Source organism: Bradyrhizobium zhanjiangense, assembly GCF_004114935.1.
Classification (GTDB): Bacteria; Pseudomonadota; Alphaproteobacteria; order Rhizobiales; family Xanthobacteraceae; genus Bradyrhizobium; species Bradyrhizobium zhanjiangense.
The window spans coordinates 2,983,124-2,997,261 of record NZ_CP022221.1; the positions used below are offsets into that span (position 1 = coordinate 2,983,124).

The following is a 14,138-nucleotide window of genomic DNA, read 5'->3' on the forward strand; positions in this document are numbered from 1 at the left end:
GAGAAGGTGCTGGCGTGTTGCAATCTCTTCCTGTCGCCTCGCGGAAGCTGGGCTCGCGGACCAGGTCCAGGCGCTGCTAGTCGGTACATCCTCTTCGGCTGCGGAGCCTCGCCATTGCCCGTTCGCATCTAGCTTCACTGGTGCCCGAACCCGGGAGACCACGTGGCTTGGCTTGGTCAGGCCATGAGCGCGTTGCTTGCCGCGGCTTCATGCTGCCATGAGTTTCGCGAGCCGCGTCAACGCTTCGCGCTCCTTGGTGGCGATTCACGTGAGCAATTTGACCTCGTCAAATGTCCAAGCCTTGAATAGCTTTGCGGGGCCAGGAATTTCGCCTCGAGCTGCCGCTGCCTGTATAGTTCTCTTGTTCTCGCCTGTTAGTTGGGCGACATCTTCGACCTTGATGCGTTCGGATGTCCCGTTCATCGGTTCTTCGCGCCAATCACAGGGCCGATTAACTGTCTGCTGACTTCGGGGCGGGTAAGATTTGGCTGCTTTTGCTGGCGCTTCAATCGTGTCCGCTTGTCGGCGTGTATGTCTGCATCCCGACGCGAAGGCGCAAATGATCGGCCGGCGCGGCACAGTGCATTGATTTTCTCTTCCTCAAGCAAGTCTCGCACAGATACTTTTGCGGCATGCTGATTGCAGGGAGATGCTAAAGGACCGTTTCGGCAATAGTAGTCTCTCGGTCAGCGACGCAGGAGAGATGAAAGTTCTCGATCGTATGCAAATTGATACCAAACACTGCCCCGGTGAGGCACCTCCCCAATTGAAGCTTTGTCCATCGCAGGTCCTTCCGTCGTTCTTCACGACGACCGCAGATCATGTCGTTCACGCAAACTAAAGGCGAAGCTCCCGGCACAGGATTTCTGATGAGCTCTACGCACGCAATCCGTGAACGCCTGCGCGACGCCGGCGCGTCGTTTGCGGCAAACGACAATATCGCAGAATATCTGCTGCCAGGTGACATTGATGTGATCCAAGCCGAGGTCGAGCAGCACGTGCAGGCTGTGCTTGAGGCCCTGGTTATCGACACCAGCCGCGACCACAATACCAAAGCGACCGCGAAGCGCGTTCCCAGGATGTACGTGCGCGAGGTTTTTGCCGGGCGCTTTGAGCCCGCGCCCAAGGTCACGGACTTCCCGAGCCTGAACGAACTCTACACGTTGGGTCCCATTGCCGTGCGCTCGACGTGCTCGCATCACCTCGTACCCATGACTGGCCGCATGTGGGTCGGCGTGGTGCCCGGTGAAAAAGTGATCGGTATCAGCAAATTTGTGCGGCTTGCCAACTGGATCACGTCGCGCCCGCACATCCAGGAGGAGGCCGCTGTTATGCTGGCGGACGAACTGGAACGCCGTATCCTGCCGAAGGGATTGGCCGTCATCGTTAGGGCGCAACACCAATGCATGATCTGGCGTGGTGTTCGCGAGACTGACACTATCATGATAACCAGCATCATGCGCGGTGCTTTCCGCGACGACAGGACATTGCGCAGCGAATTTATGGCACTGATCAAGGATCAACCGTGACCTACCTATCGACGAAGACATACGGTCATGAAATCGGACTATCCGCCACATTTCGCCAGTGGCGCGCGCTGTCACACTGTCGTCTGCTGCACGGTTACTCGTTGTCATTTCGCTTCGAGTTCGAGGCCGACACCCTAGACGACAAGAATTGGGTCGTTGATTTTGGCGGCCTCAAAGAGCTGAAAGCGATCCTCGAAGACACGTTTGACCATAAGACCGTCGTAGCTGCGGACGATCCGGAGCTTGAATGGTTCCACGAAGCGGCGCGGCGCGGCGTGGCGGATATCGTTGTGCTACCTGCTGTCGGCTGCGAAAAATTTGCCGAGCACGTCTACGGCATCGCGAGCAAGTGGCTGCTGACAGAGCGACTTGCTCCGCGTTGCCGGCTTGCATCTGTCGAAGTCAAAGAGCACGGTGCGAACAGCGCGATCTATCGGGGAACGAGCCGTGCTGCCGGTCAACGAGATCTTTGAAAGTATCCAGGGCGAAGCCTGCAGGAGCGGCACGCCGTCCGTGTTCCTGCGGCTACAGGCCTGCCCAGTTGGTTGCCCCTGGTGCGACAGCAAGCACACATGGATCGCAGATCCAGCACGCCAAGTGTCGATAGCCGAGATCACGGCCAAGGTCGAGGACGCCAACACCTGGGCTATGATGTCGCCGGAGGAAATATTGCTCGCCGTGCAGGGGTTTAGGGCTCGGCATGTCGTGATCACGGGTGGCGAGCCCGCAGGTACGACCTTCAGCCATCGACGACTTTACTTATCAAGTCTGGCTTCTCGGTGCAGTTGGAGACATCGGGCACCCATGCCATTCAGGTGCACCCCTGCACGCGGGTGACCATCAGCCCGAAAGTTGGCATGCCCGGCGGCCTCGTTGTTTTGGATGAAGCGCCGCGGCGTGGCAACGAGATCAAACATTGCGTGGGCAAGCCTGCCGACATCGAGAAGCTCCTGACCCTCAACATCCCTCGTGAGTTCATGCCGATGATATGGCTGCAGCCCTTGAGCCAAAGCCGGAAGGCGACGAAGCTTTGCATTCAGGAGGCGACTGCGCGCGACTGGCGTGTCAGCATTCAGACGCACAAGTTTCTCGGCGTGCGGTAAGCAACCGGTGCGCGTTAAACTGAAGCTTTCATTTCCCGTTACTTGAAGAGCGAATCGCGCCAAGGGTTTGGGCGCGATTGGGCCATCCCGTTTGACGTCGTGCCAAACCGAGATTCTGCGCCCGCGGTCTTGCTGCGGGAGCCCTATCGCGACGAGCGGGGGGCGGCCGCAGAAGCGAACGCTTGCTAATCTGAGCAAGTTGCCTTGGGAGGTGATCGAGGCGCTGAAGACGCTGCTCAAAGGCGGGACGTTGCTGGGTGGGGAGCCCAGGGAGCTATCAATCGAGCGGTCTTTGCCGCGCGGTCATGTCGCGGCGGTCTTGGGGATGATCCGCAAGATTCGCTCGACCGGCTGATCACGCCGCACTCGAAGCTGGACTTTGTGCGTGCGGTGGATCAGGAGACGGCGACGACGAGCCTGGGCGATGTGTTAGGTCTTGGCCATGTCAAGGACCGCGAAGCCTATGAGGCGCTGGATTGGCTCCTTGCGCGCCAGGCCCGGATTGAGAACGGCTTGGCCAAGCGGCATCTCAAGGACGGCATGCTGGTGCTTTATGACGTGACCTCGTCCTATTTCGAGGGCCGCCAATGTCCGCTGGCGCAGTATGGCCATAGCGAGGGCTTCGCACCGATCTGAGAGCTGACCCGGCCGGTGGCGCCTCAGATTGATCACGGCCGGCGAGCGCTTCGCGCTATCCTAATCATAGGACGGCCGGGGCGGTGTCGAGGGCGCGCTGACTTTCGATACGACCGGTCCGGCGCTTGATCTCTTCCGCGATGGCGCGGATTTGTGTCAATTCGCTTTGGCTGTAGCCGTGCCAAGGTTCATCAGCTTGTCGACGTCGGGCGTCCCGAGGATAGGAGGGGTGTAGTGCCTGCAGATAGACCGCGGACCGCCGCTTCGGCCAAGCCATCACAGAGGGCTTGAGCTATGCAGTTGTAGCTCCAATCATTCTGATGCAGCCAATTTCGTTGAAATTACTGATCATCTGGTCGATCGGGATACCACGTTTGACATGCCAATAGCGCATGATTTCGAAACGGCGGAACAACGCGACATCATGCTCGGCCGCGATGGTCTCAATGATGCGAAGCATCTCTTGCGTGGCGGCCGTCGGCGGCGCTCTTCGCGCAAGCGGAGATCAATGCCATCCCGGAAACAGCTGGGGGCGAGATGATCGGCTTTGCCGCCCAGCGACTGATGGAGCTGGAAGTGGAAGGCCAGACCGGAGCGGCCTACGGCGAGAAGAATCCCGAGCGGCTGGCGCAGCGCAACGGCTACCGCGAGGAGAGGCGGGCTTCGCTTTCCCGATAGCTACCGCCGACATCGGAGTGGTTTCCGGCGAACCACACCTGCTACAGCCAATCCGCATGCTTGAAATATCGCGCAAGGGCTGCCCCGTACACTAAGCACGAGAGCAGGCCTTTGTCGGGCACTTGCTGGGCCGGTTGTCGACATTAAGACTCAATGCCAGAAACCTGACACTACGCGCCGCTACGAAGTGTCTGCTGAGCCTGCGAATTCACTTCGGCACGCGATTTGCTCTGTTCACGGTATCGTCGCCAATCGCACTGCGATGGTTTTCGCGTCTGGTCCCCTCCGACGGTTTGCTGTGGCAGTGACTTGGCGCTCGGTGTTGACCGAGAAAATGCAGGCAAGCGTTGGATGCGATCTAGAGTGCTTCTTTTGGGAGCCGCAACAATTGCTCCCGTCGCGAGCGGTGCAACCAAAGCGGCGAACCTTGAGCCAGGAGTGAAACTGCCACCGGCGGTGTGGGACTGGTCCGGAGGCTATATTGGCGGAAGGTACGGTCGAACCTCCTTCACCAATCCCTACGGTCGTCGATCTATGGCGATGCCGACAGGTTCGATGTCACCCGGCACAACCCGCACCCTGTCGATTGGCCAAGGGCCGCATTTCTGCTTGGGCAGCTGCGCTCGCGCGCCTGCAATTGCGATGCGCCTTCCCCGCGCTGTTCGTGCGACTGGAGGATCTAGCGCTGATCATCGCCGCGGAGGACGTCGTCTACATGCCGTCTTACGTCATTCGCTGCCCGCAGCGCCCGCCGGTCACCTTCCGCCCTTCCATCGCTTAGAGAGTGAAGTGCCACCATGTCCGAACAACCCTTGCCGACGCTGCCGATGTGGCGCGTCGATCACATCGAGCCCTCGCCCGAGATGTTGGTGCTACGCGCCAACGGTCCGATCCACCGCGTGCGCTTCCCGTCCGGGCACGAAGGCTGGTGGGTGACAGGCTACGACGAGGCCAAGGCGGTGCTGTCTGACGCGGTGTTCCGGCCCGCGGGAATGCCGCCGGCGGCATTCACCCCGGATTCGGTGATTCTCGGTTCGCCGGGCTGGCTGGTCTCGCACGAGGGGGGCGAGCATGCCCGGTTACGCACGATCGTGGCTCCGGCCTTCAGCAACCACAGGATGAAGCTACTCGCCCAACAGGTCGAGGCGATCGCCGCGCAGTTGTTCGAGACGTTGGCGGCCCAGCCCCAGCCCGCCGACCTGCGGCGCCACCTCTCATTTCCCCTTCCGGCCATGGTCATCAGCGCGCTGATGGGCGTGCTCTACGAGGATCACGCCTTTTTCGCCGGGCTGTCCGACGAGGTGATGACGCACCAGCATGAAAGCGGCCCGCGCAGCGCGTCGCGCCTGGCTTGGGAAGAACTGCGCGCCTACATTGGCGGCAAGATGCGGGACAAGCGCCAGGATCCGGGCGATAACCTGCTAACGGATCTGCTCGCGGCGGTTGACCAGGGCAAGGCGACCGAGGAAGAGGCGATCGGCCTGGCGGCGGGCATGCTGGTGGCGGGCCACGAGAGCACCGTCGCGCAGATCGAATTCAGCCTGCTGGCCATGTTCCGCCATCCGCAACAGCGCGAACGCCTGGTCGGCGATCCATCCCTGGTGGACAAGGCGGTGGAGGAAATCCTGCGTATGTACCCGCCGGGCGCGGGCTGGGACGGCATCATGCGCTATCCGAGGACCGACGTGACCATCGCGGGCGTTCATATTCCCCCGGAAAGCAAGGTGCTGGTCGGCCTGCCGGCGACGTCGTTCGATACGCGCCATTTCGTCGACCCGGAAATCTTCGACATCGGACGCGACGGAGAGCCGCACCTGGCGTTCTCTTCCGGGCCGCACTGCTGCATCGGCGCGGCGCTGGCCAGGCTGGAACTCAAGGTGGTGTTCGGTTCGATCTTCCAGCGCTTTCCCGCGCTGCGCCTGGCCGTGTCGCCCGAACAATTGAAGTTGCGCAAGGAGATCATCACTGGTGGGTTCGAGGAGTTCCCGGTGCTCTGGTGAGGCGCGGACGCCGCCGGGGATCGCGATCTTCTCCGCAACTGCCGGCGCGCCTGGCGCGCGCCCGTCAGATCAGCCAGCCAACAGGTAACCATCGACGTGCAAGAAACCCCGGCAGCATGTCAAGACGCTTTCGCCGAACTGGCGTCGCCAGCGTGCATCCACGACCCGTATCCCTTCATGCGGTGGCTGCGCGAGCACGATCCCGTGCACCGCGCGGCGTCGGGCCTCTTTCTGTTGAGCCGCCACGCCGACATCTACTGGGCTCTCAAGGCCACGGGCGATGCTTTTCGGGGACCTGCGCCCGGCGAACTGGCGCGCTATTTCCCGCGTGCGGCGAGAAGCCTGTCGCTCAATCTGCTGGCGTCCACGCTTGCGATGAAGGACCCACCGACGCATACGCGTCTGCGCCGGCTGATCTCGCGCGATTTCACCATGCACCAGATCGACAACCTGCGGCCGAGCATCGCGCGCATCGTCGCAGCGCGACTGGACGGCATGGCGCCCGCGCTGGAGCGCGGGGAGGCGGTGGACCTGCATCGGGAATTCGCCCTGACCTTGCCCATGCTGGTCTTCGCGGAACTATTTGGCATGCCCCAGGACGACATGTTTGGGCTCGCCGCCGGCATCGGCGCCATTCTGGAAGGCCTGAGCCCGCACGCCAGCGATCCCCAGCTCGCCGCGGCGGACGCGGCCAGTGCCAGAGTGAAGGCCTACTTCGGCTGCCTCATACAGCGCAAGCGCACCGATCCCCGCCACGACATCGTGTCGATGCTGGTCGGCGCACATGACGATGATGCCGACACGCTGTCGGATGCCGAGTTGATCAGCATGTTGTGGGGCATGCTGCTGGGCGGCTTCGCCACCACTGCTGCGACCATCGACCATGCGGTCCTGGCGATGCTGGCATATCCCCAACAGCGGCACTGGCTGCAGGGAGACGCCGTGGGGGTGAAGGCATTCGTCGAAGAAGTCCTGCGCTGCGACGCGCCCGCGATGTTCAGCTCCATTCCGCGTATCGCCCAGCGCGACATCGAACTGGGCGGCGTGGTGATTCCGAAGAACGCGGACGTGCGCGTGCTGATCGCGTCCGGCAATCGCGACCCGGACGCCTTCGCCGATCCCGATCGCTTCGATCCCGCGCGGTTCTACGGCACCAGTCCAGGCATGTCGACCGACGGGAAGATCATGCTGAGCTTCGGCCACGGCATTCACTTCTGCCTCGGCGCGCAACTGGCCCGGGTGCAGTTGGCCGAGAGCCTGCCGCGGATCCAGGCCCGCTTCCCCACGCTGGCATTGGCGGAGCAGCCGACCCGGGAGCCCTCGGCGTTCCTTCGGACGTTCCGCGCGCTGCCGGTGCGGCTGCATGCGCAGGGGAGCTGAGATGCGCGTCATGGTCGACCAGGATCTGTGCGGAACCAGCGGGCAGTGCGTGCTGACGCTGCCGGGCACCTTTCGCCAGCGCGAACCGGACGGCGTGGCCGAAGTGTGCGTGGCGACGGTCCCGCAGGCGCTGCACGCCGCCGTGCGGCTCGCGGCCAGCCAGTGCCCGGTCGCCGCCATTCGGGTCATCGAAAGCGACGCTGGCGATGGCGAGCGCGCCAGCACCGACCCTGCGCCTTCTCCAGCGGAGGCCGAGCGGCATGCCGCGAAAGACCAACACAATCTAGGATGACACGATGGGACGGTTTGAAGGCAAAGTGGCCGTGGTGACCGGCGCCGGCGCCGGCATCGGCAAGGCATGCACCCTTGCCATCGCGCGCGAGGGCGGCAGAGTGGTGGTGGCCGACATTGATGGCTCGGCGGCTATCGCCTGTACCGCGCAGATCGCGACCGAAGCGGGCCACGCGCTCGCCCTGGCGATCGACATCGCCGATGCGCAGGCGGTGGCAGCGCTGTTCGAGACGGCGGACCGGCACTTCGGTGGGGTCGACCTGCTGGTGAACAACGCGAGCGCGATGCATCTGACCGCGCGCGACCGCGCGATCCTCGAGCTGGACCTGGCGGTCTGGGATCAGACCATGGCGACCAATCTGCGTGGCACGCTGCTCTGCTGCCGGCAGGCCATCCCACGGATGATCGCCCGCGGCGGTGGCGCGATCGTCAACATGTCGTCGTGCCAGGGGCTCAGCGGTGACACCGCGCTGACATCCTACGCCGCGTCGAAGGCGGCGATGAACATGCTGTCGGCCTCGCTCGCCACCCAGTACGGTCATGCGCAGATCCGCTGCAATGCGGTTGCGCCGGGTCTCATCATGACCGAGCGACTCCTCGCCAAGCTGGACGCGTGCATGCAACGGCATCTGCGCCGCCACCAGCTCCTGCCGCGCGTCGGCCGCCCCGAGGACGTGGCCGCGCTGGTGGCGTTCCTGCTCTCCGACGATGCTGCGTTCATCACGGGCCAGGTCGTGTGCATCGACGGCGGCATGCTGGCGCATGTGCCGACATACGCCGACGGTGGCAACAGCCGCGTCGCGCGGCCTGCCGGCGAGACCGCCGAAGCGGACGCGGCGCCGCGCTGCTGATGGACATGCTGCTCAACCCGCTGAACCGTCGGCATCGGCTGCGGCACGACATCCCGGTCGTGCCCGGCGCTTTTCCCTTGGTCGGGCATCTTCCCGCCGTCGTCTGCGACCTGCCGCGCCTGCTGCGGCGCGCGGAACGGACGCTGGGCAGCCACTTCTGGCTAGATTTCGGCCCTGCCGGACACCTGATGACCAGTCTGGATCCGGATGCTCTCGCACTGCTCCGGCACAAGGACGTGTCCTCGGCGCTGATCGAAGACATCTCGCCCGAATTGTTTGGCGGAACGTTGGTTGCCCAGGATGGCATCGCGCACCGGCAGGCGCGCGATGCGATCCAGGCGGCGCTTCTGCCCAAGGGGCTGACCCAGGCCGGCATCGGCGAGCTGTTCGCGCCCATCATCCGGGCGCGCGTGCAGAAGTGGCGCGACCGGGGCGACGTCACCATCCTGCGCGAAACCGCCGATCTGATGCTCAAGCTCATCTTCAGTCTCATGGGAATCCCCGCGCAGGACCTGCCGGGATGGCATCGCAAGTACCGGCAACTGCTGCAGTTGATCGTCGCGCCGCCAGTCGACCTGCCCGGACTGCCCTTGCGGCGCGGCCGCGCCGCCCGCGACTGGATCGATGCGCAGTTGCGCGAGTTCGTCCGCGCCGCGCGCGAACATGCCGCGCGCACCGGGTTGATCAACGACATGGTGAGCGCCTTCGATCGCAGCGACGATGCGCTTTCCGATGACGTCCTGGTCGCCAATATCCGCTTGCTGCTGCTTGGTGGTCACGACACCACCGCCTCGACGATGGCCTGGATGGTGATCGAGCTAGCGCGGCAGCCTGGGCTGTGGGACGCCCTGGTCGAGGAGGCGCAACGCGTAGGCGCGGTGCCGACCCGGCAGGCGGACCTGGCGCAGTGTCCGGTCGCCGAGGCGCTGTTCCGCGAGACGCTGCGCGTGCATCCGGCGACGCCGCTCCTAGTGCGTCGCGCACTGCGTGAATTGCGACTCGGCGAACTGCGCATTCCCGCGGGCACCGATCTGTGCATCCCGCTGCTGCATTTCTCGACCTCGGCGCTGCTGCATGAGGCGCCTGATCAGTTTCGGCTGGCGCGGTGGCTGCAACGCACCGAGCCGATCCGGCCGGTGGACATGCTGCAGTTCGGTACCGGCCCACACGTCTGCATGGGCTACCACCTGGCATGGCTGGAACTGGTGCAGTTCTGTATCGCCCTGGCGCTGACCATGCACGAGGCCGGGGTGCGGCCGCGGTTGCTGAGCGGCGTCGAAAAAGGCCGGCGCTATTACCCGACCGCACATCCGTCCATGGCTATCCGCATCGGATTCTCATGAGCTGGCATCGCATGCCCCGTGTGGTGAGGCAGCGGCGCCGGCGACGCGCGGCATTGCTGCACTCGGCGCGCGCGCTCGGTGCGAGGCCGGCAACACCGCGGCGACTCGCCGCTCGCCGTGTCCGTCTCCTGGCAGGTACAAGGACATGAACAACATGCAAACCGGTTCCACGCCACACGAAGACCGAGCTGGCGTTTCCGCGAACGGCGGATTGGGCGCGCAGGCGCGCGGCGCATCCGGCAGGCTGCTGCCCGAGATCTGGATGCAGGACGGCGCAAAGCGGGTCGAACAGGCGCTGGCGCGTCTTCTCTGCGCCGAAGACGACGGTGAGACCGAGCTGATGGCGGCGATGCGCTACGCCACCTTGCATGGCGGCAAGCGCACCCGCGCCTTGCTCTGTTTGGCTGCCGGCGCACTGGCCGACACGCCGGCGCACATACTCGATGACGTCGGTGCCGCCATCGAGATGATGCACGCCTGTACGTTGGTCCACGACGATCTGCCCGCGATGGACGACGACGTGCTTCGCCGCGGCCTTCCGACCGTGCACGTCAAGTTCGGCGAAGCCACCGCGATCCTGGTCGGCGATGCGCTGCAGGCGCACTCCTTCCTGACCCTGGCGAGCCTGGATGCGCCGGGCGACAACCGTATCGCGCTCGTGCGCGAACTGGCGCAGGCGGTGTCCGCCGAGGGTGCCGCGGGCGGGCAGGCCATGGATCTGTCGCTGGTTGGAAAGCACGTTGAGCTGGACAGGATCCTGGTGATGCACCGGATGAAGTGCGGAGCGCTAGTGCGCGCATCCGTTCGCATGGGCGCGCTATGCGCCATCGCGGAGGATGCCGCGCACGCTGCGCTGTACTGTGCGCTCGATCGCTACAGCGCCTGTTTCGGCCTGGCGTTGCAGGTGATCGACGACATTCTCGACGCGACAGCGGATACCGCGACGCTGGGCAAGACCCCCGGCAAGGACGCGGCGGCGCGGAAGCCGACCTGCGCGTCGATCATGGGGCTGCAGGCAGCGCGGCAGTTCGTGACGGATCTGTTGCGCGACGCCGGGGAGGCCGTCGCCCCGTTGGGGCCGCGTGCGGAACGGTTGGCGCAGATCCTGCAGCGGGCCAACGCGTATCTGTTCAAGCACGCGCCATGCGCATGAGCGCGCTCGCCCGCATGGACTCGCCCCTGTGCCGCTGCGATCGGCCGGCGGCAGCGGTGCATGCTGCACTGTATCCGAGTCCGCGGCGCCGATCGCAGCGGTTGCCCAGCACGGCCGCGACGGGCCTGCGGCGACGTGCGCGGCGTCTGCCCGATCCTGGTTCCCGTCAACCGTCTGCAGAAGGAACATCCCGCGTGAACGCGCTGGCTGAACAGATCCTTTCCGAATTGCGCCACCTGCTGAGCGAAATGCGCGATGGCGGCAGCGTCGGTCCATCCGTCTACGACACGGCGCGAGCTCTGCAGTTCCACGGCAACGTCACCGGTCGGCAGGACGCATACGCGTGGCTCATCGCGCAGCAACAGGCCGATGGCGGATGGGGAAGCGCGGACTTCCCGCTGTTCCGTCATGCGCCGACATGGGCGGCGTTGCTGGCATTGCAGCGTGTCGACTCTCTTCCCGGCGCTGCCGACGCTGTCCAGGCTGCAACGCGGTTCCTCCAGCGCCAGCCCGACCCCTATGCGCATGCGGTGCCGGACGACGCGCCGATCGGCGCGGAGCTGATCCTGCCGCGGTTTTGCGACGAGGCCGCATCCTTACCGGGCGGCGTGGCGTTTCCGCGCCACCCGGCGCTGGTGCCGTTACGGCAAGCGCGGGTCAAGCTGGGGGCCGTGGCGACGTTGCCGAGCGGCCATCCGTTGCTGCACTCCTGGGAAGCCTGGGGGACGTCGCCGACCACCGCATGGCCAGATGATGACGGCAGCATCGGCATCAGTCCGGCGGCCACCGCCGCGTGGCGTGCGCACGCCGTGACACAGGGGAGCACGCCGCAGGTCGGGCGCGCCGACGCGTATCTGCAGGCGGCATCGCGAGCGACGCGCAGCGGCATCGAAGGTGTCGTTCCCAACGTCTGGCCGATCAATGTGTTCGAGCCATGCTGGTCGCTGTACACCCTGCATCTGGCTGGTCTGTTCGCGCATCCGGCGCTCGCCGGGGCGGTGCGCGTGATCGTCGCGCAGCTCGACGCCCGCCTGGGCGTGCGCGGTCTGGGCCCGGCCGTGCACTTCGCGGCAGATGCGGACGACACCGCCGTTGCGTTGTGCGTTCTGCGCCTTGCAGGCCGCGACCGGGCGGTCGATGCGTTGCGCCATTTCAAAATCGGCGAGCTGTTCGTCACCTTCCCCGGCGAGCGCAATGCCTCGGTGTCGACCAACATCCATGCCCTGCATGCGTTGCGACTGTTGGGAAAGCCCGCCGCCGGCACCAGCGCCTACGTCGAGGCCAATCGCAACCGGCACGGTCTCTGGGACAACGAAAAATGGCACGTTTCGTGGCTGTATCCCACCGCGCATGCGGTCGCAGCGCTGGCGCAAGGCAAGCCTCGGTGGCGCGACGAGCGCGCGCTGGCGGCGCTGCTGCAGACGCAGCGCGACGACGGCGGCTGGGGCGCCGGTCGCGCGTCCACATTCGAGGAAACTGCCTATGCGCTGTTCGCGTTGCACGCGCTGGACGGGAGCGAAGAGCCGACAGGGCGGCGGCGCATTGCGCAGGCGGTGGCGCGTGCGCTGGAGTGGATGCTCGCCCGCCATGCGGCGCATGCATTGCCGCAGACTCCGTTGTGGATCGGCAAGGAACTGTATTGCCCCACCCGGGTCGTGCGCGTGGCCGAACTCGCCGGGTTGTGGCTGGCCCTTGGTTGGGGGCGGCGCGTCCTGGCCGAGGGAACAGGAGCGGCGCCATGATTCAGACCGAACGCGCGCTGCAGCAGGTGCTGGAGTGGGGACGTTCCCTGACCGGGTTCGCCGATGAGCACGCCGTGGAAGCGGTCAGGGGCGGCCAGTACATCCTGCAGCGCATCCACCCGAGCCTGCACGACATCAGCGCCCGCACCGGCCGCGATCCGCAGGACGAAACGCTGACCGTGGCGTTCTATCGCGAACTGGCGCTGCTGTTCTGGCTCGACGATTGCAACGACCTTGGCCTGATCGCGCCGGAGCAGCTCGCCGCGGTGGAGCAGGCACTGGGGCAGGGCTTGCCGTGCGCGCTCCCCGGATTCGAGGGCTGCGCTGTGCTGCGCGCTTCGCTGGCCGCGCTCGCCTACGATCGTCGCGACTATGCTCAGCTTCTCGAGGATACCCGGCGCTACTGCGCGGCGCTGCGCGCCGGACACGCGCAGGCGGCAGGGGCGGGACGCTGGTCCTACGCCGAGTACCTGCACAACGGCATCGATTCGATCGCCTACGCGAACGTGTTCTGTTGCCTGTCGTTGCTGTGGGGACTGGACATGGCGACCTTGCGCGCGCGTCCGGCGTTTCGCCAGGTCCTGCGGCTCATCTCCGCGATAGGGCGCCTGCAGAACGATCTGCATGGACGCGACATGGACAGGTCGGCCGGCGAGGCCGACAACGCGGCGATCCTGCTGCTGCAGCGCTATCCGGCTATGCCTGTGGTGGAGTTCCTCAACGACGAGCTGGCCGGCCATACGCGCATGCTGGATCGGGTGATAGCGAAAGAACGCTTTCCCGCGCCCTGGGGACCGTTGATCGAGGCCATGGCGGCCATCCGCGCGCAGTACTACCAGACCTCGACCAGCCGCTACCGCAGCGACGCTGCGGGCGGAGTCTAACGTGCGCCGGCCTGAACGCGCGGGAGGCGGCGGCGTGCGCGCGCTGCCGTCGGTCCGATCCGACGCAACACCGTCGCCCGATGCGACGGATGCCCTCGTTGTCCACCGTGTAATACGCAGTGGTAGAGAGTCATTGGAAAGCGGATAGTTGGTCTATGGATTGCCGATGAAAGGGGCTGCCATCGCTCATCGCGAAATCCCAGAGATGCAGCTTCGGCAGCGGCAGAACTCCGCTTACGTTCTTGTGCGCGCTGTGGTTGGATGCCCGCAATACGCGTTGACGATAGATCTTCGATATATTCGTCCGAAGTCGACGTCAGCAGCGCAACGCCTGCCGCATTCAGGCCGCTGACTCAGCTTCCGGCAGCTGGAGCCAAGCTCAAGATTTTGGCGCTTGCTCAGAAAACCGCCTCTGTGTGAGACAAGGGTCCCTGTACGCGCAATAAGAGGATCGCGCTGTGACAGTCTCTCTTGACGGGGAGTTCGAGACGGACTGCGCTACATGCAGGTCCGTGTCTACTTTGAAGATACCGACGCCGGCCAGATTG

At 64.9% G+C, this 14,138-nt stretch carries 15 protein-coding genes and 1 pseudogene; 14 read left to right on the forward strand and 2 right to left on the reverse strand.

The genetic code is table 11. From position 1 onward, the window contains the following. Positions 1-821 precede the first annotated feature (821 nt). The 4 genes and pseudogenes from folE to XH85_RS48000 form a co-directional block, all read left to right on the forward strand. On the forward strand, positions 822-1,529 hold the full coding sequence (gene folE, locus XH85_RS13875; RefSeq protein WP_245474089.1) for a GTP cyclohydrolase I: 708 nt from the start codon (positions 822-824) through the stop codon (positions 1,527-1,529). Continuing rightward, positions 1,526-2,002 carry a 6-pyruvoyl trahydropterin synthase family protein gene (locus tag XH85_RS13880; RefSeq protein ID WP_128932238.1) on the forward strand — a complete coding sequence of 159 codons (477 nt, stop codon included), beginning with the start codon at positions 1,526-1,528 and terminating at the stop codon, positions 2,000-2,002. The genes folE and XH85_RS13880 overlap by 4 nt, the downstream gene beginning before the upstream one ends. Before the next feature lie 306 nt (positions 2,003-2,308). Further along, positions 2,309-2,632, forward strand: a complete 324-nt coding sequence (locus tag XH85_RS48260) for a hypothetical protein (protein ID WP_245473551.1) — start codon at positions 2,309-2,311, stop codon at positions 2,630-2,632. Between the two features lie 84 nt (positions 2,633-2,716). Next, a pseudogene (locus tag XH85_RS48000) lies at positions 2,717-3,247 on the forward strand (IS1634 family transposase); the annotation flags it as partial. A 313-nt stretch (positions 3,248-3,560) separates the two neighbouring features. On the opposite strand, the gene XH85_RS45015 reads toward XH85_RS48000, so the two are convergent. Further along, positions 3,561-3,728 (reverse strand): hypothetical protein, encoded by a 168-nt coding sequence (locus XH85_RS45015; protein WP_164934615.1) that lies wholly within the window; start codon positions 3,726-3,728, stop codon positions 3,561-3,563. Positions 3,729-3,805: 77 nt separating this feature from the next. On the opposite strand from XH85_RS45015, the gene XH85_RS45020 reads away from it, so the two are divergent. Continuing rightward, positions 3,806-3,946: a hypothetical protein gene (locus XH85_RS45020; protein WP_164934614.1), complete on the forward strand. Its 141-nt coding sequence runs from the start codon at positions 3,806-3,808 to the stop codon at positions 3,944-3,946. Here XH85_RS45020 and XH85_RS48005 read toward each other — a convergent pair. After that, positions 3,910-3,984 carry a DUF2235 domain-containing protein gene (locus XH85_RS48005; RefSeq protein ID WP_245473559.1) on the reverse strand — a complete coding sequence of 25 codons (75 nt, stop codon included), beginning with the start codon at positions 3,982-3,984 and terminating at the stop codon, positions 3,910-3,912. The two genes, XH85_RS45020 and XH85_RS48005, sit on opposite strands and share 37 nt — an antisense overlap. Before the next feature lie 548 nt (positions 3,985-4,532). Here XH85_RS48005 and XH85_RS13905 point away from each other — a divergent pair. The 9 genes from XH85_RS13905 to XH85_RS13945 all read left to right on the forward strand — a co-directional run bounded on the left by XH85_RS13905 (position 4,533) and on the right by XH85_RS13945 (position 13,590). Then, on the forward strand, positions 4,533-4,727 hold the full coding sequence (locus XH85_RS13905; protein ID WP_245473552.1) for a cytochrome P450: 195 nt from the start codon (positions 4,533-4,535) through the stop codon (positions 4,725-4,727). Positions 4,728-4,743: 16 nt separating this feature from the next. Next, positions 4,744-5,946 carry a cytochrome P450 gene (locus XH85_RS13910; RefSeq protein WP_128932240.1) on the forward strand — a complete coding sequence of 401 codons (1,203 nt, stop codon included), beginning with the start codon at positions 4,744-4,746 and terminating at the stop codon, positions 5,944-5,946. 90 nt (positions 5,947-6,036) lie between these two features. Further along, positions 6,037-7,326, forward strand: a complete 1,290-nt coding sequence (locus XH85_RS13915; RefSeq protein ID WP_128932241.1) for a cytochrome P450 — start codon at positions 6,037-6,039, stop codon at positions 7,324-7,326. A 1-nt stretch (position 7,327) separates the two neighbouring features. Continuing rightward, on the forward strand, positions 7,328-7,618 hold the full coding sequence (locus XH85_RS13920) for a ferredoxin (RefSeq protein ID WP_128932242.1): 291 nt from the start codon (positions 7,328-7,330) through the stop codon (positions 7,616-7,618). A 4-nt stretch (positions 7,619-7,622) separates the two neighbouring features. Then, the gene (locus XH85_RS13925; RefSeq protein ID WP_128932243.1) at positions 7,623-8,468 is read left to right on the forward strand and encodes an SDR family oxidoreductase; all 846 of its coding nucleotides are present in this window, start codon (positions 7,623-7,625) and stop codon (positions 8,466-8,468) included. Next, a complete protein-coding gene (locus XH85_RS13930) occupies positions 8,468-9,811 on the forward strand; it encodes a cytochrome P450 (RefSeq protein WP_128932244.1) in 1,344 nt (447 codons plus the stop codon). Before XH85_RS13925 ends, XH85_RS13930 begins: the two co-directional genes overlap by 1 nt. Before the next feature lie 154 nt (positions 9,812-9,965). Next, positions 9,966-10,964 (forward strand): polyprenyl synthetase family protein, encoded by a 999-nt coding sequence (locus XH85_RS13935; RefSeq protein WP_128937264.1) that lies wholly within the window; start codon positions 9,966-9,968, stop codon positions 10,962-10,964. A 194-nt stretch (positions 10,965-11,158) separates the two neighbouring features. Next, on the forward strand, positions 11,159-12,706 hold the full coding sequence (locus tag XH85_RS13940) for a hypothetical protein (protein ID WP_128932245.1): 1,548 nt from the start codon (positions 11,159-11,161) through the stop codon (positions 12,704-12,706). Continuing rightward, the gene (locus XH85_RS13945) at positions 12,703-13,590 is read left to right on the forward strand and encodes a terpene synthase family protein (RefSeq protein ID WP_128932246.1); all 888 of its coding nucleotides are present in this window, start codon (positions 12,703-12,705) and stop codon (positions 13,588-13,590) included. Before XH85_RS13940 ends, XH85_RS13945 begins: the two co-directional genes overlap by 4 nt. Positions 13,591-14,138: the final 548 nt, after the last annotated feature.

What these genes read in the sequence shown, in the direction of transcription:
- folE (WP_245474089.1), top strand. Translation starts at nt 822, where the DNA reads ATGTCGTTCACGCAAACTAAAGGCGAAGCTCCCGGCACAGGATTTCTG.
- XH85_RS45015 (WP_164934615.1), bottom strand. Translation starts at nt 3,728, where the DNA reads ATGCTTCGCATCATTGAGACCATCGCGGCCGAGCATGATGTCGCGTTG.
- XH85_RS45020 (WP_164934614.1), top strand. Translation starts at nt 3,806, where the DNA reads ATGATCGGCTTTGCCGCCCAGCGACTGATGGAGCTGGAAGTGGAAGGC.
- XH85_RS13910 (WP_128932240.1), top strand. Translation starts at nt 4,744, where the DNA reads ATGTCCGAACAACCCTTGCCGACGCTGCCGATGTGGCGCGTCGATCAC.
- XH85_RS13920 (WP_128932242.1), top strand. Translation starts at nt 7,328, where the DNA reads ATGCGCGTCATGGTCGACCAGGATCTGTGCGGAACCAGCGGGCAGTGC.
- XH85_RS13925 (WP_128932243.1), top strand. Translation starts at nt 7,623, where the DNA reads ATGGGACGGTTTGAAGGCAAAGTGGCCGTGGTGACCGGCGCCGGCGCC.
- XH85_RS13930 (WP_128932244.1), top strand. Translation starts at nt 8,468, where the DNA reads ATGGACATGCTGCTCAACCCGCTGAACCGTCGGCATCGGCTGCGGCAC.
- XH85_RS13935 (WP_128937264.1), top strand. Translation starts at nt 9,966, where the DNA reads ATGCAAACCGGTTCCACGCCACACGAAGACCGAGCTGGCGTTTCCGCG.
- XH85_RS13945 (WP_128932246.1), top strand. Translation starts at nt 12,703, where the DNA reads ATGATTCAGACCGAACGCGCGCTGCAGCAGGTGCTGGAGTGGGGACGT.